Here is a 26009-nt window from a genome sequence, read left to right as displayed (position 1 = left end):
GGAGACTTCCGGCAATGACGCACGAAGCGCACGACGAGATACCGTCGCCCGCCCGGATAGCCGCGGCATGGCGCCGGGAATTGCCGGGCGCGCGGGTGGAGTCGATCGAGATCCTCACACCGCTGTGGCGCGTCGCCAAACTCCTCACCGACGAACGGCAGCGCACCCTGCAGCGGCTCGGCATCGATGAATCGACCCTCGACCTGCTCAGCACCCTGCGCCGATCCGGTCCGCCCTACCAGCTGACCACCCGCCAGATCGCCGCACGCAGCCTCGTCACCGCGGGCGCGATCTCCCAGCGCCTCGCCCGCGCGGAAGCGGCCGGGCTGATCACCCGCGAACCGACCTCGGCCACCCGGCGCGGCGTGCTGGTCACCCTCACGCCGGACGGCCACCGCTGCACCGAACGAGTCGTTCCCGCCCTGCTCGAGCACGAAACCGCCGTCACCGACCAACTGCCCGCCGACCAACGCGCCGTGCTCACCGCGGCATTGCGCACGCTCGAGGCGGCGATCCGATCCGCCGAGCCGGCGTAGGCCGGCCCGTCCGATCAGGCTCCCGACAGATCGGCGGACAGGTCCCTGGCTTCCACGCCTTCGGGCAGTCGGACTTCCGCCACCGGTTCCGGCCGGTCGTCGTATTCCAGACGCAGCGCCCGGCAGATGGTGGCATGCATGTCGTACCGGGGACGCGTTCGAGCGGGCCCCGGCACCGTGGATACGTAGCTGTCAGAGCACTTGGGGCTCCGCCTTACCGGCGTGACCGCGCCACGCCGCCCTTGGCCCGAGGCCGTGAAATCGCCCGCTCGGCGGCGAGTCGGCCAGCGCGTCCTCGACGGAGGTGTGCACGGGCCGCAGAGCGCCGAGGTCGAGCACGGCCACGACGCGGCCCACGACCAACCGGTCGCCGACCACGCGCAGCCGGACACCCCGGCGCAGGCATGCCTCGGCTTCCTCGGCCAAGATCACCAGCGAACGGCAGGACATGAAGCCGAGGCCACCGGCGTCCAGCACCATGGAGCCCGGCGCCGCGGTAGTCGCTCCGGCCTCGCGCAGTATCCTTCGCCACGCAGGTTGTGTGTAGGCGTCGACTTCACCGTTGACATGGACGATGGTCGCGTCGCCGCGGTGTTCGATGGTCGCGTCCAGTCCGAGGAGAGGGTCTTTCCACCCGTCCGACGGCGGTTGGGCGGCGCCGCCGAGACCGTGCGATTCTGTGCTCATGTGGGCACTCGATTCATTTCGCGCCTTGCGCGCTGGATAGCGGCCCACCCTGCATCCTCAAGACAGACCCGTTCCTCCTTGCTAACAGAGATATGCCCGTCTGTACAGCGATGCCGTGATCTCCATCTCCCGAACTCGAGCCGAATGCGGCACTGCCCGAGTTCGGCGCGCGAGCCCGCGCCGCCGCTGATCCCGGCCGGCCGAAACCGCAGCGCCGAGCCGCTGATACGTTGTGCCGCTTGATGTTTCCATCTATCACTCACACACGGTCCACCCAACAATCGTTGCCGGAGGCGAGGAACCCGGGAGCAAATGCGCATCCGATGAGCCAGGTCGACGGTTGCTCGTACTGCGTCGGATCGCACACTCGGGACGAAGTGGCGGCCGGCGAGGATCGGCAGCGGCGATGAACGCTTTCAACCGCGCCGGCGCCGTGGTGTACCAACCGCGGACGCTGACATTTCTTCAAGACAGATCTCGTTGTCGCCCAGCAAGGTGGTGACATCACGGACCGTCCGGAGGAGGATTCATGGATGAGACCGGCGCCGACGCGGTGTCGAGTCGGCGGCGACACATCGGGCCGGCGATCGTCGGCGTGCCGGCCGCGCTGGTCGTGGGCACTACGACGGGTATATCGACCGCAATGCCGATCGACTCCCAGGAGCAGATGGCGCGCCCTCCGGACGGAGACATTCACGTTGTCTCCAGCGGTACGCCCGACGCCGCCGGGATATTCATTCGCGACTTCGCCGAACACCACTGAACACAAAGGCATATTCATGCGGATTCTCATCTCCGGCGCCAGCATCGCCGGCCCGGTGCTAGCGTACTGGCTCACCAGGCACGGCTTCTCCGTCACCGTCGTCGAGCGCGCACCGGCGCTACGCAAAACCGGCGGCCATGCGGTCGACCTGTTCCGGCCCGCGATGGATATCTCGGAGAAGATGGGCGTGCTCCCGCGTGTCGAGGAGCGGGCCACCGGCACCAGCAGGATGACTCTCCATCGGGAAGGCACGCGCAGGCCCGTCCGGGTGGACCTGGCCAAGATCTTCGGCGCCGCCTCCGACCGCCACGTCGAGATCATGCGCGACGACCTCGGCGAGATCTACTACGACGCCGCCTCCGACGACGTCGAGTACCTGTTCGGCGACTCCATCACCGCGATCTCGCCCGACGGCGAAGTGCAATTCGAAAACGCCGAACCGCGCCGCTTCGACCTCGTCGTCGGCGCGGACGGGCTGCACTCCACCGTGCGCCGCCTCGTCTTCGGCGACGAATCCCGCTTCAGCTCCTTCATCGGGGCCTACCTCGGGGTGCTGACCCTGCCCGAGACCTACGGCGACGACCGAGAGCTGCACATCCACGTCGGCGTCGGCCGTACCGCAGGCATATACAGCGCGCGGCATCTCGGCGAGGCGCGGGCGCTGTTCCTGTTCCGCAGTGAACGCGAACTCGACTACCGTCACCGCGACGTGCCCCGGCAGAAACAACTCCTGCGCAAGGCATTCCACGGCTTCGACACCGAAGTCGACCGCTGGCTCGAAGAACTCGACCGTACCCCGGCGTTCTATTTCGACTCCATCACCCAGCTCCGCATGGACACCTGGTCTCGCGGCAGAGTGACGCTCGTCGGCGACGCGGGCTACTGCCCCGGCCCGGCCGTCGGCGGCAGTACCACCCTCGCCGTCGTCGGCGCGTACGTCCTCGCCGGGGAACTGGCGCGGGCGGGCGGCGACCACGAGCGCGCCTTCCCCGCCTACGAGCAGGCGATGGCACAGCACGTGCGCCGCAGCCAGGCCGCCGCCTTGGGCGCGGCGAAGACCCTGGTTCCCACATCCCGCCTCGGCGTCTCCGGACTGGCCCAGGGCGCCCGCCTGATCTCCGCCCTACCCCCCGGACCCGGCCGCGCTCTGCTGCGCCTCACCACCAGCAGCGGACGCCTCTACAACGACATGACCCTCGACGACTACCCGATTTCGTCCACCGCGTGAGCAGGCAGAGGCGGGCGACCCGGAAGGGGATTGGGGAGGGCAGAAACCCTGCGCCGCATCGGTCAACCGAGCCAGGCACGGTTGAATGAGAAGCGTATCCGGATAGAAACCGCAACAGGAGGTTCGGACGTTCATGGCGATCGACGGTCTCGGACGATTCGGAGTATGGCGCGGCTACCGGGGGTTCAGCCCCGAAGACGCCGCCGAACTGGAGAAGCTCGGTTACAGCGCGCTGTGGCTCGGCGGGTCGCCGCCCGCTGAGCTGCCGGTGGTCGAGTCCTTGCTCGAGGCGACGGACACGCTCACCGTAGCCACCAGCATCGTGAACATCTGGACGGCCCCGGCGAACGCCGTCGCCGAATCGTTCCATCGGATCGAACAGCGCTTCCCGGGTCGTTTCCTGCTCGGTATCGGCGCGGGTCATCCGGAGGCCAACAAGCCGTACCAGAAACCCTACGACGCGCTGGCGCACTACCTCGACGCGCTCGACCAGGCAGGAGTGCCGAAGGATCGGATGGCGCTGGCCGCCCTCGGACCGAAGGTGCTCGAACTGTCGCGCACTCGCACCGCGGGCGCGCTGCCGTATCTGGCCCCACCGGAACACACCGCCCAGGCGCGCAAGATCCTGGGCTCCGCCCTGCTGGTCGCCGAGCAGAAACTCGTGCTCGACGACGACCCGGAGCGCGCACGCGAGGTCGGCAGGCAGACGGTGGAGATGTATCTCGGCCTGCGCAACTACGTCTCGAACCTGCGACGGCTCGGCTTCTCCGAAGAGGATGTGGCCAAACCGGGCAGCGACCGTCTCGTCGATGTGCTCGCAGTGCACGGCAGTCCGGTCGAGGTCACCGGGCAACTGGTCGAGCATCTGAAGGCGGGCGCCGACCACGTCGCGCTCCAGGCGTTGGGCGAGGACTATCTCGGCTCGCTGCGCCAGCTCGCGCCGCTGCTCACAGCGGCCGACTGAAGCACGCGCGGGGACGATCCGGCACGCTCGATCCGGTGCGTAGCTGCCGGACCGTCCCGAGCGCCGACGCCCAGCCGCTCGCAGTCGGATCAGTAGTACACCGGACCGGGAACACCACCACCCGCCGCGATGGCGTCGCCGGTGATGGCGATGCTGCGCGGTGAGGCGAGGAAGGTGACCACGTCGGCGACTTCGGTGACATCGATGATCCTGCGCAGCGTGTTGCGCGCGAGCTCGGCTTCGAGGTCGGCGATCGTCCGGCCGGATTTCCCGGCCTCGGCGGTCAGCCGGTCGGTGAGGCGTTCGGTTCTGGTGAGGCCGGGATGAACCACGGTGACATTGACGCCGGCGGGACCGAGTTCGTCGGCCAGGTTCTTCGTCAGCGCGGACACGCTGATGTTCCGGATGGTCTGCGCGATCGAATTGGCCTGACGCGCGCCGAGTCCGCTGATGTTGATGATCCTGCCCCAGCGCTGGCGGACCAGGTGCGGTGCGACGGCGCGGGCCGTGCGCAGGTAGCCGAGCACCTTGATCTCGATCTCGCGCCGCACGGTGTCGTCGTCGGTTCCGGCCAGATCCCTGCTCGCTCCCGCGCTCCACGGGGTGGCGGCGGAGTTCACCAAGATGTCGACGCCGCCCAGTTCGGCGACGGTACGCTCCACCAGCGCGCGTACCTGATCGTCGTCACCGGTGTCGGTCGGGATCGCAATCACGCGCCGCCCGGTCTCCTCGGAGAGTGCGCGCGCCGCCGATTCGAGCGGTTCGGCGGTGCGCGCCGCGATCACCACGTCCACACCCTCGTTCGCCAACCCGCGAGCGACCGCGTAGCCGATCCCCTTACTGCCGCCGGTCACGATCGCGCGTTTGCCGTCCAGATCCAGATTCACCGGGCCTACGCTAACCAGCCCGTCGATTCCGGTAACCCCTCTCGCTCGACATGATCGGAACTTCGCGATCCACGTCAGCCGATTCCCGGTTTCCTGGAGCGCGCCGAACTCAGCTGTTGCCGTATACACGATCCGGCGACATCAGCACCACCGCCCGACGCTCGGCGGCCATCACTCTGTCGTACTCGTCCCAATCCTCGTGCACGCCACCGGCCGCGGTGAACACCTCACGCAGCAGCAGCCGCAATCGCTCGGCGTCGATGCCAGGGGCCGGGTCGTCCGGACCGGCGATCCACACCGGCCCCTCGGCGGCACACCATTGCCAACCGGCGCGGACCACGATCGTGGCACGCGCCCGTGTCCGCAGATTGTCCAGTTTGCGCACCCCGCCGCGCACCACCATGCCGACCACGTCGGCACCGGTCTCGGGATGTCGCAACACGCCGGCGTTGACCACAGTCGACTGGATCGTGTTGTCGGCCCGAAGGGTGGAGACGACACAGAGTCCGTGGTCGCCGGCGATCAGCCGGGCGAAGTCCGCGAGATCGGTCACGCCGAAAGTCTACGTACACGAACCGGCACGGACAGCCGGTAGCGAATCCGTCGTTGCCACCACGGTCGCCCGTGCTGTCGCTGACCGATCCGGCGCGGACAGCGTCCAGCCGCCGTGCCCGCCCGGTACGTGACCCGCCGCCAGAGGACGGCGCGGGGATGGTCAACAGGCCGAGGATCGCTCGCGCTTGCTCCGCGGCCGCGCCAGGCCAGTTTCCCGCATGTGCCGCCGGGGTGGCGGCAACCGGCGCTACCGTCGATCCAACCTGCTCATCCGCGGTTGCGCCGACAGTGGCAGTTGTCCGGTCCAGCTGTCGGTTTCGTGTGCGATCACCTCGTTGACCCGGTAGGAGAAGTCCCGCAGCAATCCCATCCTGCGGTCTATCTCCCCATTGGAATTCGCGGGCGCGCGCGAGACCGAGGCCCACTCCAGTTGGAAGTCGCACAGCATCGCGTTGATCGACTGCGCGCTGCGGATGTCTCGCGCCCACGCGGTGGAGACGCCGAAGAATCGGTCGCATGCCGCGCTTCCCGCCGCGCAGGCGAGCAGGATGTACCCCCAGCTCGGGTCGATGGCGTGGACTCCGGCGGTGGTCAGCAGGGGCACCAGGATTCCGAGTAAGCCGAGCACGATCATCGCCGCGGTGAGCGCTAGGCTGACTCGCCGCTTCGTCAGACCGTCCCGCGAATACCACTCGCGTGCGTCCATGGCATACGCCTCGACACGTTGGAACAGCCGGGCAAGGGTCTCATCGGAACTCGACCAGTCGGCGGAGCGGAGGTCCAGCGAACGCGGTACTCCGAGATCCTGCGAGCGATCCCCGCCGATGGGCGATCGGTGCTCTGTCACGGCCCGTACTGTATCGCTCCTGGAGCTCCCCTGATCACCCTTCGGCTGTTCGCCGGTCGGCCGGAGCGACGCCTCGTACCCTGTCCAGCGAGTCTGGCATGCCCGCTTGTGCGCCAGCTTATCCGTTGCGCCACAATTCAATTCAACTTCCCACCAAGTCGGTATCCGGTTCTCTGACGCATCGCCACGACGAGCCGAGACCCGCCGATAGACGAAAGTTGCGACTTAGTAACGGATTCGGTTCGGCGTGCCTTCCCGATCCGGCCATCGGCCTATCCGATGGCACTACCGGAAATACCTGACGCGCATGCCCAATCGAACTGTGCTCCAAGCTTTTCGGCACATACGCTCGATACGGACCGACCGGTTGCGTCGCGCACGTCCGCAGAAGCTCCAGCGGTCACGTATCTTGTCGAGTCTGTCGGCGTAGAAGTGGACGAGCCCGCGCATCGTCCCCCGGCCGCGCTTCCTCTCCACACGGCAAACGCACGGCGTGGCGATACGGGATTCAGAATCGCATTGATCGCAATCATTCTCCGAGCGTTCGGCAGTTCCTAATGTCCGGATAACCCTGCTGCCGACCGTGCGCGAGGACGACCGCAGTCGGGACCGCCCTGTCCGCCCGGGTTCCCGACAGCGAACCCGACCCTCGATATCGGAGCGAAGTGCAGCCAACGCCGTGGTCAGCAAGGGACACTCGACTCCAGCGAGGACCGAGCGCGGCGCCGGGTGGGCACGGCGGAATCCGCGCGGCCCTGCCCGCGCTGAAGGGCCACTGGGGCTACCTGGGCGCCGTGGCGGGCAGCATCGTCACGCTGATCCTGCTGTTCCAGCCGTGGCTGAGGGCTGCGGGGGCCGACGGCAAAGCCAGCGCCGATGCCTTCGGCCGGATCACCGCGACCACCTCCTACCTGAACGTCTGGTCGTCGGCGCAGCCTCCCACCGCGCGGATCAGCGGCGCCCTGGCCCTGCTGTCGGCAGGCGCGATCGTCGTCACCGTCTGTGTGGTGGCGGTGAATCTCCGGCTTCGCACCGAACTCCTGTCGCGCACGGCCACGGCTTGCACGGTGACGACCGCGGCGCTGGTCCTTCTCACCGTGCTCTACGTCAACAGCAAAGCTCCCGAGCTACGCGCCATGCTGGCCCGCTCCTCGGACTTCGGCGGGCAGGTCGGCATGGTGACGAGCTGGGCGTTCGGCAACGGCAGCCTCATCGCACCGGGAGTACGGCAGGTCTCCTACAACACCGCCGGACTCACCCACTGGGCGCTGCTCGCGGGTGTCACCTCGCTGGGCTCGGCCGTCACCGCTGTAGCCCAGTGGGCTTACAACCATCCGGCCACGTCACCGCGCCTGCCTCGGCGGGGCGGTGCGCGTTCCGGCGAACCGGCTCGCCGAGGCGAGTCAGCAGACAGGCACGCCACCTCCTGATCCGCTGACGCCTCACCGGTCTCGGGCGGCAGACCGGCGGCGATCCGAGCAATCGGGTGGTAACACCCGGACCGGCAGCCCTCCTGACGATCCCGCGACACCCGGCCGAGGGACTTCGCGATGCTGAAAGTAACCGCCGGAGCGGACTTTCGACCCTACGGGCACGACGCATGCTGCGGGCACAGTCGTGCCAGGTGAGTCGGTGGGGCGAGAGCAGTGGAGGATGCCTGAACGACGCCACTTCTCCCGGCGTCATCCGTCCGGCATCGGCCGCCGCTGATCGCGCGGCCGCGATCGATCACCTCTCTCCTTCCGAGCAATGCGCAAAAGAAAGGCGGACACGACGTTGGCGCGTGAGCTGACACAGCTGGAGATCCTCACCGAGCTCGAACCTTTCGCGGGTACCGCGTTGAACCGGCACCTGTCCATGGTCAAGGAGTGGCATCCCCACGACTACGTACCGTGGGACGAGGGACAGAACTTCGCGGCGCTGGGCGGGATCGACTGGGAGCCGGGGCAATCCCGGCTGTCCGAGGTGGCGAAGGCCGCCTTGATCACGAACTTGCTCACCGAGGACAACCTTCCGTCCTATCACCGCGAGATCAGTGCCAACTTCTCCCGAGACGGCGCGTGGGGTTCGTGGGTAGGACGATGGACCGCCGAGGAAGCCCGCCACAGCATTGTCCTGCGGGACTATCTCGTCGTCACACGGGGCGTCGACCCGGTCGCCTTGGAGAACGACCGTATGGCGCACATGTCCAGCGGATTCGCCGCACCGATGGAGGGAACGGACACGGCCGATGACGGCGGGTTCCTGTACTCGGTGGCGTACGTGTCGTTCCAGGAGCTTGCCACCCGGATCAGCCATCGCAACACGGCGGCCGTCTGCGACGACCCGGTCGCCGACCGCATGCTGCAGCGCATCGCCGCCGACGAGAACCTGCACATGATCTTCTACCGCGGCATGTGCGGCGCCGCTCTGGATCTGGTGCCCGATCAGGCCATCGAAGCGATCGATCTGATCGTGCGCAACTTCCGGATGCCCGGTACCGGCATGCCCAACTTCCGGCGCAACGGCGTCCTCATGGCCAAACACGGCATCTACGATCTGCGCCAGCATCTGGAAGAGGTGCTCCAACCCGTCATCCGGCAGTGGAACGTCTTCGACCGCAACGATTTCGGACCCCGCGGCGAGCAAGCCCGCGAGCGGTTGGCCGCCTTCTTGGACGACCTGCAGGAGGTACGCATCCCCCGGTTCGAGGAGCAACGCGACCGTGCTCTCGCCCGAGAAGCACGCCGGGGTGTCGGCGCCGCGTCGAGATAGTACGACCGGGCTGATCCTCGCCGACGCAACGACCGTCAGCCCACATAGCGACGCGCGGGAGACCGGCGCTGGGATTCTTCCAGCAGAACGAGCCCGGCCTCCACTTGCGCTGGCAGGACCGTTCGTTCGCGCAGCACCCACGGCATCCCACGCAGTGTGTCCAGGACGGCCGCCGCGGTCGTCAAATCGGCCGGGGCCGATCTGAGCACGGCGGCCGTCCGCCGGGCGGCGCTGCGGACCGGGCGGCGCAACCACAACGTCCACAACGTGTTCCGGATGCCGAGCCTGCGACGGTGCGTGGGATCGCGGCTGGTGGACGGCTCGTGGTGGATCAGGATGTCCTCCACCCAGCACATCCACCAGCCGTGCGCCGCGAGGTCGAGGGCGAGCAGTTCCTCTTCGCCGCCGAACCACAAACGCCGGGAGAAGCCGCCGACTTGCCGGAACGCGCTGACCCGGAAGGCGGACAGCGCCGCCATCACGCCGAGCAGGGCGGGGCCGGGCAGCCAGTCGGGCCCGGCGACCGGTGAGTCGCGCAGTTCCGGCGTGATCGGGTCCTCGCGCAGGTCGGGCGCGACCAGGCAGCGCCCCGTCACCGAACCGAGGCCGGGGTACTGGTCGAGCAGATCGGCGGCGCGGGTCAAAGCGCCCGGCTGCCAGCGGGTGTCGTCGTCGCAGAACGCCACATACGGCGTCGCGACCCGCTCGACCGCGATGTTCCTCGCCACCGCGCCGAGGTTGTCCGCCGAGCGGATGAGTATTACCGAGGGGAACGCCGCGGCGACCGCGTCGGCCGTGCCGTCGCTCGATCCGTTGTCGACGAGAATGATCGGAGCCGCGTCGGCGAGCGCGGTCATGTGGGCGAGGGTGTGCAGCAGCTGCTCGCGCCGGTTGCGGGTGATGATGACGACCGTCATCCGTTCCGTTGCCATCCGTCACTTCCTTCCATGGGCGAGTTCCAGGGTCCTGGCCCTGCGCTCGATCTCCGGTGGCAGCCTGCGCCGCTGTGCCAGCGCCCTGGGCAGGCGACGAACGATCCCCGCGAACGCCAGCAACGTTCCGGGGTCCCGCACCGCTCGGCGCAGCAGGCCTGCGGACTCGGCCGCGCACCGCCGCAGCGGCCGACGCATCCAGGCGATCAACGCGTTGTTGCGCTGTTCGGCCCGTCTGCGCCAGGCCTGCGGCGGTCGCCGCGCCGAGGGGTGGTGGTGGGCGCGCACCCGCGGTACGTAACAGAGGTCCCAGCCACACGCCGCCATATCGAGTGACAGCAACCGTTCTTCGGCAGCGAAATGCAACAGCGGGCTGAACCCGGCGGCCTGCAGGTACGCCTCCCTCCGCACGATCGCCGCACAGGCGAGGAAGCCCAGGACCAACGGACCCGGCAGACCGGGAGGATGCCCGAGCGGGCTGGTCGCCATCAGCTCGTTGACGGGATCGTCACGATGGTCGGCGCCGACGAGCGTGCGTCCCGCGACCAAGCCGAGCCGTGGATGAGTATCGAGCACCCGCTCGGCTTCGCGGAGCGCGTCCTCGGCCCACCACGAGTCGTCGTCGCTGAAGGCGACGTAGGGTGTCCGGGCCAGCGCGACGCCGAGGTTGCGGGCCGCCGCGCCGAGATTGCGCGGCAACCGGACGACACGCACGTCGGGGAACGCCTCCGCCGCGCCGACCGTGTCGTCGACCGAAGCGTTGTCCAGCACCACGATCGGAGGAGTCGGACGCAGGGCGTGCAACTCGGTCAAAGTGCGTGCCAATTCGGCGGCGCGGTTGCGCGTGGCGATGACGACGGTGGTCTTCGCCACCGCCGGCGCGCTCACGCCGGCCGTCCCGCGAGCAGTTCGTCGAGCAGGTCGCTGGTCAAGGCGTCGGCCGCGGGGAACTCCCGCCGCCGCGCACGTTCGCGCCCCGCCGGTGACAGGCACCAGCGCCACCACTGGTCGAACGCGTCCGCATCGGCGGTCTGCTCGGCGGATACCAGCGCGGGCCACTCCAGTGCCCTCGCCTGCGCGGTGACCTTGCCGCCGCCCGCGATGGGATCCACCGCCAGGACCGGGATCCCGGCTCGCAGACCCAGCACCAACCCGTGCAGGCGGGTGGTGACCACCGCGTCGAGGCGGGCGAACACCGACGCGAGCTGGTCGGGTGTGCGGCACAGGCGCCAATCGTCGGACGTCAATCTGGTGTCCAGCGGTAGCCGAGCGCAGTCGAGCTCGCGCAGCCACCGCAGCAACGCGCGATGCACCGATCGGTGCCGACGGGCCACGCCGTATTCGGCCTGCCCCGGGGCGAAGACGACACCCACCACCGGGACGCTCACCGTCGACGCCCCGACCGCCATGTCCGGTCGCGCGATGGACGGGCCGTCGCGCGGCAGGATGCGGTGGAATCCGGTGACCGCGGCATCGGCCGGATCGAGGATGGAGACGCCCACCGCGATGCGCCTGCAGTTCGCGTACCGTTCGTGCAGGAACCGGACCTGCTCACCGTGCGCGGGCCCGCACACGAACACCAGGTGCGAATACCGTCCGGAGTCCGCGTCGTCCAGATGCATCGCGTCGGAACGAAACCCCGGACTCCACGCCGTGTCGTGCGGTATCGCGGCGGATGCCAGAGCGTCGCACACTCGGCTCATGCTCAGCACGTCCCCCGCCGTCGCTTCCCCGTGCAGGAAGCTGGGCCACCCGGTGACAAGTACCCGCATGTCTCTGCCCATACCCGCTGCACCCCAGGTCAATCAGCTGCGACAGCGATGTCTCCGCTCGGTGACCACGAACATCGAACACGGGAGTGCGCGGTCCTAGCTCGGGGCGGGGCGCAGGTGCACGACCTTCGTCTGGGTCATCTCGTCCAGCAATTCCGGCCCGTAACCGAAGCCGGATCCGCTGGCCCGCCGCGGGTGCGCCGCTCCGCCGGGCGCCCCGCCGAACACCGAGTTGATCTTCACCGTGCCCACCGGCAATTCCCGCCAGGCGCGCTGGGCGTTGGCCATCGACGGCGTGAGCACAGTGGCCGCGAGCCCGTAGTCGTCGGTCGCGGTCTCCGCGATGCCCTGCTCGAACGTGTCCACCACCCGTACCGGCGCGACCGGACCGAAGGTCTCCTCCCGCATGATGCGCATGGCCGGATCGCACCGTGCCAGCACGGTGGCCGGATAGTGCGCACCGGCGCCCTCCGGCAGCACTCCGCCGGTCAACAGCTCGGCGCCGTGCTCCATCGCGTCGCGGACGTGCGCGTGGACCTGCTCGCGATGACGCCGGTCGACCAGCGGCGCAGGCTTCCACGACTCGGCCTCGGCCACCAGTGCCGCCAGGAACGCCTCCGCGACGTCCCGGTGCACGAAGATCCGCTCGACGGACACGCAGATCTGACCGGAGTTGGCGAACGCGCCGAGCGCCGCCTGTCCGGCCGCCCAGACAGGATCCACCCCGGCGTCGACGATGAGCCCGTCGTTGCCGCCGTTCTCCAGTAGTGCCTTCGCGCCCGTGTTCGCGACGCTGCGCGCGATCGACCGTCCCGTGGCCGTGCTGCCGACATGCGCGACGACGTCGACGTCGAGCCGTCCGGCCAGCAGCGCGCCGACCCGGCCGTCGCCTTGCACCGTCTGCAGGACTCCCTCCGGAAGCGCGCGGGCCAGCAGCTCGCCGAGCAGCGCACCGGTATGCGGTGCGCGTTCACTCGGCTTGTACACGACCGTGTTTCCGGTGACCAGCGCCGCGCCGAGCAAACCGCAGGACACCGCGACGGGGTCGTTCCACGGCGTCAGGGCGACGACGACGCCCCGGGGTTCCCACACCATGAGGTCGGTCGCCTCGAAAGCTCCTTGCAGGCTTCTGCCTCGGTGCAGCGGGCCCAGTTCGGCGTACTGCTCCAGCGTCGCGACACCGGCCAGCACCCCCTCCTTGCTCTCCGACCGTGGACGTCCGGTTTCGAGCCGGTTGAGTTCGGCCAGTTCATCGGCGCGCTCGCGCAGCGACGCGGCACCGGCGCGGAGCGCGGCCGCCCGCTCGGCCGCCGGAGTTCGCGCCCATGTCGATTGCGCGCGATTAGCCAGTCCCACTTGCCTATCGATCTCCGCGCTACCGGTCATGGGCATCTTGCCGACGGTCGCGCCGCTGGCGGGATCGAGAATCTCGATCGTTTCGGTCGCACGGAGTTCAGAGGCCGACGGGGCAGCATTGGGTGCGCTCATATCGCGGCCATTGCCTGGCAACCACGGTTCAAACCGTTCGACGATAGCCAAGGGTTCGCTACATGAACGCGCCTACCAGGTTTGATCCTGCGGCAATAGGCAAGAGCTACCGGCATGGCCGAAAAGATCGAGCGGCTCACGGTGCTGCTGTGGCACGTGCACGGCTCATGGACGACGTCGTTCGTCCAAGGGCGGCACCGTTATCTGCTGCCCGTGGTGGAAGGCGGCGGACCGTGGGGCCGTGGCCGGTGTGGCCGCGACTGGCCGTCCGCCGCGGAGGTGCCCGCGGATCACCTGCGCGAAACCCAGCCGGACGTGGTCGTGCTCCAGCGCCCCGAGGAAATCGAGCTGATCGAGCGCTGGCTGGGTCGTCGTCCCGGGACCGATATTCCCGCGGTCTACGTCGAGCACAACGCGCCGCGCCCCAGCGCCGCCACCACCAGGCATCCGCTGGCCGATCGCGCCGACATCCCGATCGTGCACGTCACGCACTTCAACGATGTGATGTGGGACAGCGGACGCGCGCCCACCCGGGTGGTGCCACACGGAATCGTCGACCCCGGCGCGCTCTACACCGGTGAACTGCCGCACGGCGTCGCGCTGATCAACGAACCGGTGCGGCGCGGAAGGATCACCGGAAGCGATCTGTTGCCCGACTTCGCGATGGCCGGACCGATCGACGTGTACGGCATCGGAGCCGGCGACTACACGGCGAACAGATCGGCCGGACACCCGATCCGCGGCATCGGTGACTTGCGGCAGTCGGCACTGCATCCGGAAATGGCGCGCCGAAGGGTGTATCTGCACACCGCCAGATGGACCTCGCTCGGATTGTCCCTGCTCGAAGCCATGCACCTGGCCATGCCGGTGGTCGCCCTCGCCACCACCGAGGCCGTCATGGCGGTACCGCCGGAAGCCGGTGCCGTCTCCACCGATATCGCGGAGCTCACCGCGAAGTTCCACGAATTCCTCCACGAACCCGATCTCGCCGCACTCGCGGGCAAATCGGGCCGGCAGTTCGCGCTGGAGCACTACGGCCTCGAGGTCTTCCTGCGCCGGTGGGATGCCCTGCTCGCCGAGGTCACCGAATGAAGGCAGTGTCCCGGAGAGAGAAGGCGGAATCATGAAGATCGCGATGGTGTCCGAACACGCCAGCCCGCTCGCCGTGCTGGGCGGTGTCGATGCCGGTGGGCAGAACGTTCATGTCGCCGAACTGTCCGCGGCCCTGTGCAGGCAGGGGCACGAGGTCACCGTCTACACGCGCCGGGAGGAGGCGGACGCGCCGCACACGGTCACCGCCGAACAGGGTTACCGCGTGGTCCACGTCCCGGCCGGTCCTGCCCGTCCCCTGCCGAAGGACGAGTTGCTGCCGCACATGGTGGAATTCGGCGTCTTCCTGCGCGAGCACTGGCGCGACCTGCGGCCGGACGTCGCGCACGCGCACTTCTGGATGTCCGGGCTCGCCGCCCTGTCGGGGGCACGGACCGCCGGCATTCCGGTGGTACAGACGTTTCACGCGCTGGGGGTGGTGAAGCGCCGCCACCAAGGCGCGAACGACACCAGTCCCGCCGACCGAATACGTCTCGAGCGGATGATCGCCCAGCAGACCGACCGCATCATCGCCACCTGCACCGACGAGGTGTTCGAACTGGCCAGGATGGGCGTGCCCCGGTCGCGGACCTCGGTGATCCCGTGCGGCGTCGACCTCGAGCAGTTCACACCCGACGGACCGGCCGAACCGAAGTCCGCCGCGTACCGGATGATCAGCGTCGGCCGGTTGGTGCCCCGTAAAGGTTTCGACACCGCGATCACCGCGCTCACCAGCCTGCGCGACACCGAACTGGTGCTGGTCGGCGGCCCGGACGATGCCGAACTCGCCGATGACCCGGAGGGCAAGCGACTGCTGGCGCTGGCGGACGATCTCGGCGTGCGGGACCGGCTGCGCATGCTGGGCCGGGTACCGAGGACCCGGGTGGCTCCCCTCCTGCGGTCGGCGGACGTGGCCGTGTGCACGCCGTGGTACGAACCGTTCGGGATGACGCCGCTGGAAGCGATGGCATGCGGCGTTCCCGTGGTGGCCACCGCGGTCGGCGGCCTCATCGATACCGTCGTCGACGGTGTGACCGGCAGGCTGGTCCCGCCGCGCGAGCCCGCGGAACTGGCCGAGGCGGTCGGCGATCTGCTCACCACCTCCGGGCGCATGGAGGACTACGGTCGCGCCGGGCGCGAGCGTGTCGAGACGCGCTATTCGTGGGATCGGATCGCCACGGAGACCCTGCACGCGTACCGCCGTGTGATCGCGCGCGCCGGCGCACGCAACGGAAAGTCGCCCACCGATGGTCGTTCGCTCGACCGCACGGCAGACGACGGCAAGCTTTCCCCCGGATCGACGGATCACGGTGTCGCGAGCGGTCGCGGGTAGGCGACGACATGTCCGAACCCTGCGAACGTGCATTGGTCACCGGCGGATGCGGCTTCGTCGGATCACACCTGTGTGAGCAGTTGCTCGACGCGGGCACCGTCGTGGTCGCGCTCGACAACTTCGCCACCTCCACGCCGGACAATGTCGCCCGGCTGCTGGATCAGCCCGAATTCGATCTCATCCAGCACGACGTCACCGAGCCGTTGCCCACCTTGGGCTTTTTCGACGTCGTCTTCCATCTCGCGTCGGCCGCGTCGCCACCGGATTACCTGCGCCTGCCGATCGAAACGTTGCGAGCGGGCTCCCTCGGCACCGCCAACGCCCTCGACCTGGCCGAGCGGAGCGGGGCGCGTTTCGTGCTCGCGTCGACCAGCGAGGTCTACGGCGATCCGGGTGTCCACCCGCAGCCCGAGCACTACTGGGGTCATGTCAATCCGGTCGGCCCGCGCAGCGTCTACGACGAGGCGAAGCGGTATGCCGAAGCTTTCACCATGGCGTTTCGCCGGGAGCGTGGCGCGAACACCGGAATCGCCCGGATCTTCAACACCTATGGTCCCCGCATGCGTACCGACGACGGCCGGATGGTGCCCACCTTCATCGCGCAAGCGCTGTCGGACGCACCGCTCACCATCGCGGGAACCGGCGAGCAGACCCGCTCGCTGTGCTATGTCGAAGACACCGTCCGCGGCCTGCTCGCGCTGGCGTCGACCGACCATCCCGGGCCGGTCAACATCGGCAATCCGCACGAGATCTCCGTGCGCCGCCTCGCCGAGGAGATCCGATCGGCGATCGGCAGCCGTTCCATCCTGACGTATGTCGACAGCGCGATCGACGATCCGCAGCGGCGCTGCCCGGACATCTCGCTGGCCCGACGTGAATTGGGCTGGTGGCCACTTGTCGGCAGGGAGGAGGGACTGCGCCGCACGATCGACTGGTTCGCCGGGCACACTGCCGAGTCGGCCGAAGAGTCCGTGCGCTGAGCGGCGCCGGACGGGCCGATCGGTTTAGCCGGGACTTCAGCGGGTAGCGCCCCCCTTGTATACCAGCGGGCGATCCGACATGTCCCGCGCGTCTCGAACCGCGTCTCGAACAGAAAGGCGGCCCGTGCGCATTCTCGGAATCAACGCGGTATTTCATGATCCTGCTGCGGCTCTGATCGTCGACGGGGAGATCGTCGCGGCCGCCGAGGAGGAGCGGTTCACCCGTCGCAAGCACGGCAAGCGCCCGGTGCCGTTCTCGGCGTGGGAACTGCCCGAACAAGCGGCCGCGTGGTGTCTGCAGCGCGCGGGGTTACGCCCCGATCAGCTCGACGCGGTGGGCTACTCCTACGACCCGGCACTGGTCGATCATTCGCTCGGCGGTCTCGATCGGAAAAGCGAGGCGACCAGAACGGATTACGCGTTCCGAGCGCCCGCCTTCCTCTCTGCCGCGTTGCCCGGACTCGATCCCGCCATCGTGCGTTTCGTGCGCCATCACCTGGCGCATGCCGCGTCGGCGGCCCTCGCGGCCCCCGCGGGCGACTGCGCGGTGCTGGTGGCCGACGGACGCGGCGAGAGCCAGTCCTATCTCGCCGGGGAATACCGAGACGGCAAGTTCGTGGAGCTGGCGGCACAGCAACTGCCGCACTCCCTCGGACTGATGTACGAGGACCTCACCGAGCATCTCGGATTCGCCCGGTCCAGTGACGAATACAAGGTCATGGCCCTCGCCTCCTACGGCACGCCCCGATTCCTCGATCGCTTCCGCGAACTGGTGTATTCCACCGGTGACGGCGGTTTCCGCACCGAGCCGGTGCACTGGTCGGACTTCGCGCCCGCGGGCACCGGCGGTGAGTTCGGCCGCGACCACGCCGACCTGGCCGCGAGCGTCCAGCGACGACTCGAGGACGTGTTGCTGGAGTTGACCTCCTGGCTGCATCGCCAGACCGGGCAGCGGACCCTGACGCTGGCCGGTGGCATCGCGCTGAACTGCGTGGCCAACAGCCGCCTGCACGCCGAAGGCCCCTACGAGCGGATCTGGGTCCAACCGGCGGCGGGCGACGCGGGCACCGCGCTGGGCGCCGCCCTGCAATTGGCGGCCGAGTTCGGCGAGCGGATCACCCCGATGCGGGGCGCCGACCTGGGCCGCGAATGGACCGACGCCGAGTTGGAAACCGTGTTGCGTACCGCCAAGGTCCGGTACACGAAATCCGACGACATCGCGGCGGAGGTGGCGCAGGCGCTCGCGGAAGACCGAGTGGTGGCGTGGTTTCAAGGCCGGGCCGAATTCGGCCCCCGCGCACTCGGCCATCGTTCGCTGCTCGCGCACCCCGGCCGCTCGGCGAATCTCGAACGCCTCAACGATGTGAAGGGACGCGAACAGTTCCGGCCGCTCGCGCCGATGGTGCTCGCCGACCGGGCGTCCGAGATCTTCGGACGCGGGCCGTTGCCCAGCCCGTACATGCTGTTCGTGCACGACGTCGCGCCGCGGTGGCGGGAGCGGATCCCCGCTGTGACACATGTCGACGGCACGGCCCGCGTGCAGACCGTCGATCCCGCGGACAAGCCGGTCCTGGCACGGATGCTGGCGGAGTTCGAGCGGCGAACGGGGCTGCCGGTGGTGATCAACACGAGCCTGAACACGGCGGGCAGGCCCATGGTCGATTCGCCGCGCGACGCCCTCGAATGCTTCGGCTCCGCACCCGTCGACCTGCTCGCCATCGGCTCCTTCGTGGTCCGCCGCCCATGAACGGCCACACCGTGGACTACAGCATCGTGATCCCGACCATGGGCCGGGACAGTCTTCGAGCGCTGCTCGCGTCGCTGGACACCGCCTCGGGTCCGAAGCCACGGGAGATCATCGTGGTGGACGATCGGCCCCGAGTCGGGGACCTACCACTACCCGCGACGGTGTCTGCGGTGGAGGTCATTCGCTCGGGTGGACGCGGCCCCGCCGCGGCGAGGAACGCGGGATGGCGGCACGCGTCCGGCACGTGGATCGCTTTCCTCGACGACGATGTGCTCACCGCGCCGGATTGGCCCGCCCGCTTGGCCGAGGACCTGCGCGGTCTCGACGACGACACGGCGGCTTCCACGGCCCGCATCGAGGTTCCGCTGCCGAAGCACCGCAGGCCGACCGACGCCGAACGCGGGATCGCACGGCTCGCCACGGCGCGGTGGATCACGGCCGACATGGCCTACCGCCGGTCCGCGCTGATCGCGGTGGGCGGCTTCGACGAACGCTTCCCCCGGGCGTTTCGCGAGGACGCCGATCTGGCACTCCGGGTCTGCCTCGCGGGTTACTCGATCGCGGCCGGACAACGTGTCACTCGCCACCCACTGCGTGAATCGGGCCCCATGGCCAGCGTCCGAGCACAACGCGGCAACGCCGACAACGCCTTGCTCCGGCGGAAATACGGCGCGGGATGGCGTCAGCGGATCGGCGAAGAGGCCGGGCTGCTGCGCCGCCACGCCCTCACCACGGCCGCGGGCGCGGCGGCCATGGCGTTCGGCATCGCGGGCCGTACCCGCCCCGCTCTCGCGTCTGCGGCGGCCTGGACGGCGCTGACCGGCGAATTCGCCGCGCGCCGGATCGCACCGGGACCACGCACACCCGGCGAGATCGGCCGGATGACGCTGAGCAGTGCGCTGATCCCGCCTGCCGCGTGCTGGCACCGCCTGCGCGGCGAACTGCGCCACCGGAACGCGACCCACACCTCGCCGCTGGCCGTGCTGTTCGACCGCGACGACACCCTCATCATCGATGTCCCCTACCTCGCCGACCCCAGCAGGGTCCAGCCGGTGCCGGGAGCCGTCGACGCGCTCCGGAGGGTGCGCGCCGCAGGCATCCAGGTCGGCATCGTGAGCAACCAGTCCGGCGTGGCGCGCGGATTGATCAGCCGCGAACAGCTGGCCGCGGTCAACTCCCGGGTCGAGGATCTGCTCGGACCGTTCGCGACGTGGCAGGTGTGTGTGCACGGCGAAGACGACGGCTGCGGGTGCCGCAAACCCCGGCCGGGCCTGATCCGGCAGGCCGCCGCGGACCTCGGCGTCGACATCGCCAGGTGCGTGGTCATCGGCGACACCGGCGCCGACGTCGCCGCCGCGCGATCCGCGGGCGCACGCGCGATCCTGGTGCCGACGGCGCGAACGCTCCCCGACGAGGTGGACCGCGCCCGTCGCGAAGCGACCGTGGCGCGGGATGTGGCCGAAGCCGTGCGGCTGGCGATGGCGGGTGTGCCATGAGCGGCCGGGCGCTGGTGGCACGCATGGACAATTTCGGCGATGTGCTGCTGGCGGGGCCGTGCGTGCGGGCGGTGGCCGCGCACGTCGATTCGGTGACGCTGCTGGCCGGGCCGCGCGGCCGCGCCGCCGCCGACCTCCTGCCGGGCGTGGACCAGGTCGTCACCTGGCGGGCGCCGTGGATCGACCTGGAGCCGCCCGCGGTCACGTCGGCGGGCGTCGACGCCTTCCTCGATCGGATCCGCGCGCTCGAGGTGGATCTGGCGTTGATCCTCACGTCCTTCCACCAGTCGCCGCTGCCGCTGGCGCTGCTGCTGCGGATGGCCGGTGTCCCGTGGATCGGCGCGATCTCGGAGGACTACCCCGGTTCACTGCTGGATCTGCGCCATCGCGTGGAGGGCGATCCGCCCGAAGCCGAACGCGCGCTGTCGCTCGCCGAGGCGGCCGGTTTCCGGCTGCCGCCAGGTGACGACGGGAAACTCGCCGTGCGGCAGCCGTTGCCGAAGGTCGGTGGGCTCACCGGCGAACCGGGTTACGTGGTCATGCATCCGGCCGCGTCGGTACCGGCGCGGCAGCCCTCCTCGTACCGCTCCGCGGCCATTGTCGCCGCGCTGACCGGCGCCGGTCACCGGGTGATCGTGACCGGCGCTCCCGCCGACCGGCCGCTCACCGGAGCCGTCGCAGGCAGGCACGGCATCGATCTCGGCGGAGCCACCACCCTGCCCGAACTGGCCGCGGTGCTCCGCGACGCGAGCGTCGTGGTGGCGCCCAACACCGGCCCGGCGCACCTCGCCGCCGCCGTCGGTACACCGGTGGTCTCGCTGTTCGCACCGGTCGTGCCCGCCGAGCGGTGGGCGCCCTACGGCGTGCCGGTGGCCATGCTGGGTGACCAACGCGCGCCGTGCCGCGGCAGCAGAGCCCGGGTCTGCCCGGTAGCGGGGCACCCTTGCCTCGACTCGATCACCCCCGAGCAGGTCGTCACCGTGGCGGAGGAACTGGGTGCGGGCAGGCGTGCGCGTCTGCGGACAGGAGGTGCGCGGTGATCGAGGAACATTTCGCGGCGTTGCATGCGGCGCTGGACCGCACCAGTTGCTTCGCACCCGATATCCGCAGATGGGGACGGCAACTCGCGGTCGTGCTCGACAACGGCGGGCGATTGCTCGCCTGCGGCAACGGCGGCAGCGCCGCCGAAGCCCAGCACCTCACCGGTGAGCTGGTCGGCCGCTTCCGCAACGAGCGCCGTCCGTTCTCGGCGATCGCCCTGCACGCCGACACCTCGGCGGGCACCGCGATCATCAACGACTACGGCGAAACCGAACTGTTCGCGCGTCAGGTCCGCGCGCACGGCAGGCCCGACGACATCCTCATCGTGTTGTCCACCAGCGGTACCAGCCAGAACGTCGTGGCCGCGGCGAAAGCGGCGCACGACATCGGCGTCACCACCTGGGCCATGACCGGACCCGCGCCCAATCCGCTGGCGGCGTTGTGCGACGACGCCGTCGCCGTGGACGCGCCCACCACGGCCACTGTGCAGGAGGTGCACCTGGTCTTGGTGCACGCTCTGTGTTCGGCGCTCGACGACGCGCTGGGGGTACCGACATGAAGCCGTTGGTCGTGGTCGGCGACAGCATCCTGGACGTCGACATCGAAGGCGTCGCGGAGCGATTGTCGCCCGAAGCGCCCGTGCCCGTCGTCGACGTGGAGCGCCAGTGGATGCGGCCGGGCGGCGCGGGGCTGGCCGCCGCGCTGGCCGCGCAGTCGGTCGCCGAGGTCGCGCTCATCACGGCGACCGCCGACGACCACGACGGCCGCACCCTCGCCCGGCTCCTCGAGCAGCATGTTCGAGTCGTTCCGATCGCACTGCGCGGCAAGACGATACGGAAGACCCGCGTCCGCGCCGCGGGCCAGTCGCTGGTGCGACTGGACACCGGCGACGGCACCGCGGACGGCGGCTCGGTGAGCGCTTCGGTCACCAGGACGCTGCGGGCGGCCGGCGCGATTCTCGTCGCGGACTACGGCCGAGGTGTCGCCGCGCATCCGCGGATCCGGAGCCTGCTGACCGAGCTGGCCCGTTCGGTTCCGGTGGTGTGGGATCCGCACCCGCGTGGACCCGCGCCGACGCCGGGGGCGCAGTTGGTCTCGCCGAACCTTAAAGAGGCCCGTCAGTTCGCGCCGGGATACGTCGAACCGGACGAGCTGGCGAAGGTGCTCCGAGACGAGTGGGCCGCGGATTCCGTCGCGGTCACCACCGGTCCGGGTGGGGCGGTCCTGGCCAATGGGAAGCGGCTCACCGTGGTTCCGGTACCCGCCGAAATCCGCCTCGCCGGCCGTTTCGGTTCCGACACCTGCGGCGCGGGCGACCGATTCGCCTCGGCCGCGACCGCCGCGCTGTTCGACGGCTCCACGGTGGCCGACGCCGTGACGCACGCCGTCGACGCGGCGGCCAGGTTCGTCGCGGCGGGCGGCGCGGCCACCTTGTCCACGTGCGACAGCACGGCCACCGCGGGCACGACCGAGACGAACGAGTCGGCATTCGAGGTGGCGGCGCGGATCAAAGCGCGCGGCGGCAGGCTCGTCGCCACCGGTGGCTGTTTCGATCTGCTGCACCCCGGCCATGTCAGCTTGCTGCGCCAGGCTCGCGCCATGGGCGACGCTCTGGTGGTCTGCCTCAATTCCGATGCCTCGGTGCGGCGCCTGAAAGGGCCGCGCCGTCCGATCGTCACCGCGCGTGACCGTGCCCGGCTGCTCGCCGAACTGTCCTCGGTGGACGCCGTCGTCGAGTTCGACGAATCCTCACCGAGCGCACTGCTGGACCGCCTTCGCCCCGATGTCTGGGTCAAGGGCGGCGACTACTCCGGCGTCGACCTTCCCGAAGCCGCGGTCGTGCGCGGTTACGGCGGCGAAATCGCCTTGATTCCCACTGTTCCCGGTTACTCGACAACACAACTGGTCGCCGCGAGCCAGGCCGGCGGCTGACCCGAGAGCGAAGGAGCGCGATGCGAACCCTCGGCAATGTCCTGATCACCGGTGGCGCTTCCGGGCTCGGCGCGGCGGTCGCCGCCGCTGTCCGCGCGAACGGTGGCCGCCCCTATGTGATCGACCGGGTGGAGCCCGAGACGCCCGTCGATTTCGTGCGTGCCGATCTCGCGGATACCGTCGCCGCCGAGCAGGCCGTGCACGAGATCATCGAGCGCACCGGCGGCCGGATCGACGGCGTGTTCACCGCGGCGGGGACCGACGCGTGCGGCCCACTGGACGAAGTGCCCACGAAGAAGTGGGAATACGTCGTCCAGGTCAATCTGTTCGGCACGGCCGCCGTGGTTCGCGCCGCCCTGCCCGCCCTGCGAGAGAGCAGGGGAACGGTCGTGACGTGCGCTTCCACTCTGGGCATCAAGGCGGTCGGTCATGCGACCGCCTATTGCGCTTCGAAGTTCGGCGTCGTGGGCTTCACCAGGGCGCTCGCCGCCGAGACGGCGGGCAGCGTCGGGGTGACCCTGCTGATCCCGGGCGGGATGCACACGGCGTTCTTCGACGACCGCGACGAGCGGTACAAGCCGCCACCCGACGCGAAATTGAACCAGCCCCAGGACGTCGCCCACGCGGTGGTCTTCGCGCTCCGGCAGCCGCCCGGCTGCGAGGTCAGGGAGATGGTCGTGTGCGCCTCGGAAGAGGGATCGTGGCCCTGACGCGCACGATTCTGGTGCTGCGGGCACTCGGGCTCGGCGACCTGCTGACCATCGTGCCCGCCTTGCGCGGGATCAGAAGCGCCTACCCCGACGATCGGGTGGTGCTCGCCGCGCCACAAGCGCTGCGCGAGCTCGTCGACCTGATCGACGCCGTCGACGAACTGCTGCCGACCGCGGGACTGGGTGCGCTTCGCTGGCGTGCGGCGCCACCGAGACTCGCGGTCAACCTGCACGGCAAGGGGACGGAGAGTATCCGTGACCTGCTGGCGGCACGTCCGGACGCGTTGCTGACCCATCACCATCCGGACTTCCCCGATCTACCGGGCCCCGAGTGGCGTGACGACGTGCACGAGGTGGATCGCTGGTGCCGCCTGCTGGAGTACGGACGGATCGACGCCGACCCGACCGCACTGCTGCTGCCTGCTCCACTGCGGACCGCCCCCGAGACGCATGCGGTCGTGATCCATCCCGGCGCGGCCTATCCCGCGCGTCGCTGGCCGTCCGAACGTTTCGCGCGGGTGGCGCGCGAACTCGTCGCGGACGGTCATCGCGTGGTGATCACGGGAAGCCGAGACGAAACGCGTTTGGCGAACGCCGTCGCCGAGAAGGCGGGGCTGCCGCCCGCGGCGGTGTACGCGGGGCGCACCGATCTCACCGAACTCGCCGCGCTGGTGGCCGACGCGGCCCTGGTGGTGTGCGGCGACACCGGCGTCGGGCATCTCGCCACCGCGTTCGGCACGCCGTCGGTAGTGCTGTTCGGGCCCATGCCGCCGGACCGTTGGGGGCCGCCGGCTGACGCGGAACACCACGTCGCCCTGTGGGCCGGGACCGTCGGCGATCCGCACGCCGTTCATCCGGATCCCGGCCTGCTCATGGTGCGGCCCGAGCATGTACTCACGGCCGCGGCAGGGTTGCTCGGGCAGCGGGTCCGCCATGGGTAGTCGCGTCGGTGTGGTCGGCGCCGGTTATGTGGGGCTGACCAGCGCCGCGTGCCTCGCCCACTTGGGACACCACGTGATCTGCGTCGACAACGACGAGGCCAAGGTGGCGGCACTGCGCGCGGGTTCGGTCGCGATCGTCGAGCCCGGCTTGCCGGAACTGGTTCGAGAGGGGCTCGAGGAGAATCGGCTCGTCTTCACGTCGGACCCGGGGGCGCTGCACGAATGCGAAGTGGTCCTGTTGTGCCTGCCCACGCCCATGGGCACCGGCGGCACGGCCGACCTCGGCGTCCTGGAGGAGGCGCTGGAGACGTTGGCCACCGTCCTGCCGCCGGACTGCGTGCTCGTCACCAAATCCACCGTCCCGGTGGGGACGGCGGCGCGGATTCCCGCCCTGCCCGGCCTCGCGAGCACCGCCGTGGTCAGCAACCCCGAATTCCTCCGGGAGGGCCACGCGGTCGAGGATTTCCTGCACCCCGACCGCGTAGTCCTCGGTTTGGCCGAGCGGGATCGGGAGTCGGCCGACCGTGTCGCGGCGCTCTACGCCGCGACGGGCGCACCGGTGCTGCGCTCCGACTCGGCCAGCGCCGAACTGGCGAAGTACGCCAGCAACGCGTTTCTCGCGGTGAAGCTCTCGTTCGTCAACACGCTGGCCGAACTGTGCGAACGAGTCGGCGCCGACATCACCAAGGTCACCGGCGCGATGGGCATGGACGACCGGATCGGCCCCGCCTTCCTCGCTCCCGGACCCGGCTGGGGCGGCTCGTGCCTGCCGAAGGACACGCGGGCGCTGCTGCGTGCCGCGGAGGCATGGGGTGTGGACTTCGCCATGGTCCGCGATGCCTTGCACGCCAACGCCCGTCAGCAGGCGATGGTGCTGCGCAAGATCCGCCGCGCGGTCACCGATGCGGTGGACGGCTCGCTGGCCGGGACCCGGATCGGCGTACTCGGCCTCGCGTTCAAAGCCGGAACCGGCGACCTGCGCGACTCCCCCGCCGTCGCGGTCGCCCGGCAACTTTCCCGGCACCACGCCATCGTCACCGCTTACGACCCGTGTGTCCCATCGGGCACCCCCGGCCTCGACGGCATCCGCGTGGTGGACGACCCCTATCTGGTGGCGAAGGACGCGGGCGCGCTGGTGATCCTCACCGAGTGGCCCGAATTCCGTTCCCTCGACTGGGCGAAACTCGCTTCCCACGTCGACCGAGCCGTGATCGTCGACACCCGAAACCTGCTGGACGATCGCCTGCTGAGCGGCACCGGCTTCACGCTGCTCGGCAACGGCACCACCGGTGCCGTCGACGGCGGACGGGCTTCATAGGCGGCGAGC

Annotated in this window: 26 protein-coding genes; 17 read left to right on the top strand and 9 right to left on the bottom strand. The window is 69.6% G+C overall.

Going from position 1 to position 26009, the window contains the following annotated elements; translation table 11 throughout:
• The first annotated feature begins 14 nt into the window (after positions 1-14).
• On the top strand, positions 15-536 hold the full coding sequence (locus tag ON21_RS34735) for a MarR family winged helix-turn-helix transcriptional regulator (RefSeq protein ID WP_039805194.1): 522 nt from the start codon (positions 15-17) through the stop codon (positions 534-536).
• Between the two features lie 14 nt (positions 537-550).
• Here the strand turns inward: ON21_RS34735 and ON21_RS40745 are convergent, their stop codons facing one another.
• Both ON21_RS40745 and ON21_RS34730 read right to left on the bottom strand, forming a co-directional pair.
• Complete coding sequence (locus ON21_RS40745) at positions 551-676, bottom strand: hypothetical protein (protein ID WP_281032737.1); 126 nt, start codon at positions 674-676, stop codon at positions 551-553.
• A 52-nt stretch (positions 677-728) separates the two neighbouring features.
• Entirely contained in the window at positions 729-1223 is a 495-nt protein-coding gene (locus tag ON21_RS34730) for an anti-sigma factor antagonist (protein WP_051021786.1), read from the bottom strand.
• A gap of 529 nt (positions 1224-1752) precedes the next feature.
• Here ON21_RS34730 and ON21_RS34725 point away from each other — a divergent pair.
• The 3 genes from ON21_RS34725 to ON21_RS34715 all read left to right on the top strand — a co-directional run bounded on the left by ON21_RS34725 (position 1753) and on the right by ON21_RS34715 (position 4178).
• Positions 1753-1986, top strand: coding sequence for a hypothetical protein (locus ON21_RS34725; RefSeq protein ID WP_039805193.1), 234 nt, complete (start codon positions 1753-1755; stop codon positions 1984-1986).
• Positions 1987-2002: 16 nt separating this feature from the next.
• The gene (locus tag ON21_RS34720; protein WP_039805191.1) at positions 2003-3214 is read left to right on the top strand and encodes an FAD-dependent monooxygenase; all 1212 of its coding nucleotides are present in this window, start codon (positions 2003-2005) and stop codon (positions 3212-3214) included.
• 133 nt (positions 3215-3347) lie between these two features.
• The gene (locus ON21_RS34715) at positions 3348-4178 is read left to right on the top strand and encodes an LLM class F420-dependent oxidoreductase (protein ID WP_039805189.1); all 831 of its coding nucleotides are present in this window, start codon (positions 3348-3350) and stop codon (positions 4176-4178) included.
• 89 nt (positions 4179-4267) lie between these two features.
• Here ON21_RS34715 and ON21_RS34710 read toward each other — a convergent pair whose 3' ends face one another.
• From ON21_RS34710 to ON21_RS34700, 3 genes are all read right to left on the bottom strand, one after another.
• Positions 4268-5065, bottom strand: coding sequence for an SDR family NAD(P)-dependent oxidoreductase (locus tag ON21_RS34710; RefSeq protein ID WP_039805187.1), 798 nt, complete (start codon positions 5063-5065; stop codon positions 4268-4270).
• Between the two features lie 109 nt (positions 5066-5174).
• Positions 5175-5618 (bottom strand): pyridoxamine 5'-phosphate oxidase family protein, encoded by a 444-nt coding sequence (locus tag ON21_RS34705; protein ID WP_039805186.1) that lies wholly within the window; start codon positions 5616-5618, stop codon positions 5175-5177.
• A gap of 249 nt (positions 5619-5867) precedes the next feature.
• Complete coding sequence (locus ON21_RS34700; protein WP_051021785.1) at positions 5868-6467, bottom strand: SLATT domain-containing protein; 600 nt, start codon at positions 6465-6467, stop codon at positions 5868-5870.
• A gap of 665 nt (positions 6468-7132) precedes the next feature.
• On the opposite strand from ON21_RS34700, the gene ON21_RS34695 reads away from it, so the two are divergent.
• On the top strand, positions 7133-7897 hold the full coding sequence (locus tag ON21_RS34695; protein WP_157171171.1) for a hypothetical protein: 765 nt from the start codon (positions 7133-7135) through the stop codon (positions 7895-7897).
• A 346-nt stretch (positions 7898-8243) separates the two neighbouring features.
• A complete protein-coding gene (locus ON21_RS34690) occupies positions 8244-9221 on the top strand; it encodes an acyl-ACP desaturase (protein WP_039805263.1) in 978 nt (325 codons plus the stop codon).
• A 35-nt stretch (positions 9222-9256) separates the two neighbouring features.
• Here the strand turns inward: ON21_RS34690 and ON21_RS34685 are convergent, their stop codons facing one another.
• From ON21_RS34685 to ON21_RS34670, 4 genes are all read right to left on the bottom strand, one after another.
• The gene (locus tag ON21_RS34685; RefSeq protein WP_039805183.1) at positions 9257-10153 is read right to left on the bottom strand and encodes a glycosyltransferase family 2 protein; all 897 of its coding nucleotides are present in this window, start codon (positions 10151-10153) and stop codon (positions 9257-9259) included.
• 3 nt (positions 10154-10156) lie between these two features.
• Positions 10157-11041 carry a glycosyltransferase family 2 protein gene (locus tag ON21_RS34680; RefSeq protein WP_245562860.1) on the bottom strand — a complete coding sequence of 295 codons (885 nt, stop codon included), beginning with the start codon at positions 11039-11041 and terminating at the stop codon, positions 10157-10159.
• Positions 11038-11937: a polysaccharide pyruvyl transferase family protein gene (locus ON21_RS34675; protein WP_245562859.1), complete on the bottom strand. Its 900-nt coding sequence runs from the start codon at positions 11935-11937 to the stop codon at positions 11038-11040. Before ON21_RS34675 ends, ON21_RS34680 begins: the two co-directional genes overlap by 4 nt.
• An 84-nt stretch (positions 11938-12021) precedes the next feature.
• On the bottom strand, positions 12022-13413 hold the full coding sequence (locus tag ON21_RS34670) for an aldehyde dehydrogenase family protein (protein ID WP_051021784.1): 1392 nt from the start codon (positions 13411-13413) through the stop codon (positions 12022-12024).
• 114 nt (positions 13414-13527) lie between these two features.
• On the opposite strand from ON21_RS34670, the gene ON21_RS34665 reads away from it, so the two are divergent.
• The 11 genes from ON21_RS34665 (at position 13528) to ON21_RS34615 (ending at position 26000) form a co-directional block, all read left to right on the top strand.
• Positions 13528-14505: a glycosyltransferase gene (locus ON21_RS34665; protein ID WP_039805179.1), complete on the top strand. Its 978-nt coding sequence runs from the start codon at positions 13528-13530 to the stop codon at positions 14503-14505.
• A gap of 31 nt (positions 14506-14536) precedes the next feature.
• Complete coding sequence (locus tag ON21_RS34660) at positions 14537-15835, top strand: glycosyltransferase (protein ID WP_063821187.1); 1299 nt, start codon at positions 14537-14539, stop codon at positions 15833-15835.
• Between the two features lie 8 nt (positions 15836-15843).
• The gene (locus tag ON21_RS34655) at positions 15844-16815 is read left to right on the top strand and encodes a UDP-glucuronic acid decarboxylase family protein (RefSeq protein WP_039805177.1); all 972 of its coding nucleotides are present in this window, start codon (positions 15844-15846) and stop codon (positions 16813-16815) included.
• 124 nt (positions 16816-16939) lie between these two features.
• Positions 16940-18562, top strand: coding sequence for a carbamoyltransferase family protein (locus ON21_RS34650; protein ID WP_039805175.1), 1623 nt, complete (start codon positions 16940-16942; stop codon positions 18560-18562).
• Positions 18559-20058: an HAD-IIIA family hydrolase gene (locus tag ON21_RS34645; RefSeq protein ID WP_039805173.1), complete on the top strand. Its 1500-nt coding sequence runs from the start codon at positions 18559-18561 to the stop codon at positions 20056-20058. The genes ON21_RS34650 and ON21_RS34645 overlap by 4 nt, the downstream gene beginning before the upstream one ends.
• Complete coding sequence (locus ON21_RS34640) at positions 20055-21098, top strand: glycosyltransferase family 9 protein (RefSeq protein ID WP_039805171.1); 1044 nt, start codon at positions 20055-20057, stop codon at positions 21096-21098. Before ON21_RS34645 ends, ON21_RS34640 begins: the two co-directional genes overlap by 4 nt.
• Entirely contained in the window at positions 21095-21658 is a 564-nt protein-coding gene (locus tag ON21_RS34635; protein WP_039805169.1) for a D-sedoheptulose-7-phosphate isomerase, read from the top strand. The genes ON21_RS34640 and ON21_RS34635 overlap by 4 nt, the downstream gene beginning before the upstream one ends.
• On the top strand, positions 21655-23031 hold the full coding sequence (locus ON21_RS34630) for a PfkB family carbohydrate kinase (RefSeq protein WP_039805167.1): 1377 nt from the start codon (positions 21655-21657) through the stop codon (positions 23029-23031). The genes ON21_RS34635 and ON21_RS34630 overlap by 4 nt, the downstream gene beginning before the upstream one ends.
• Before the next feature lie 20 nt (positions 23032-23051).
• Positions 23052-23741, top strand: a complete 690-nt coding sequence (locus ON21_RS34625) for an SDR family oxidoreductase (protein ID WP_039805165.1) — start codon at positions 23052-23054, stop codon at positions 23739-23741.
• A complete protein-coding gene (locus ON21_RS34620; protein WP_039805164.1) occupies positions 23732-24682 on the top strand; it encodes a glycosyltransferase family 9 protein in 951 nt (316 codons plus the stop codon). The genes ON21_RS34625 and ON21_RS34620 overlap by 10 nt, the downstream gene beginning before the upstream one ends.
• Positions 24675-26000, top strand: a complete 1326-nt coding sequence (locus ON21_RS34615) for a UDP-glucose dehydrogenase family protein (RefSeq protein WP_039805162.1) — start codon at positions 24675-24677, stop codon at positions 25998-26000. Before ON21_RS34620 ends, ON21_RS34615 begins: the two co-directional genes overlap by 8 nt.
• The last annotated feature ends 9 nt before the right edge of the window (positions 26001-26009 follow it).

Source organism: Nocardia araoensis NBRC 100135 (genome assembly GCF_000308435.1).
GTDB classification, from domain to species: Bacteria; Actinomycetota; Actinomycetes; order Mycobacteriales; family Mycobacteriaceae; genus Nocardia; species Nocardia araoensis.
The sequence above is the reverse complement of the archived record's forward strand: the minus strand, read 5'-3'. Positions and strand labels throughout refer to the sequence as shown.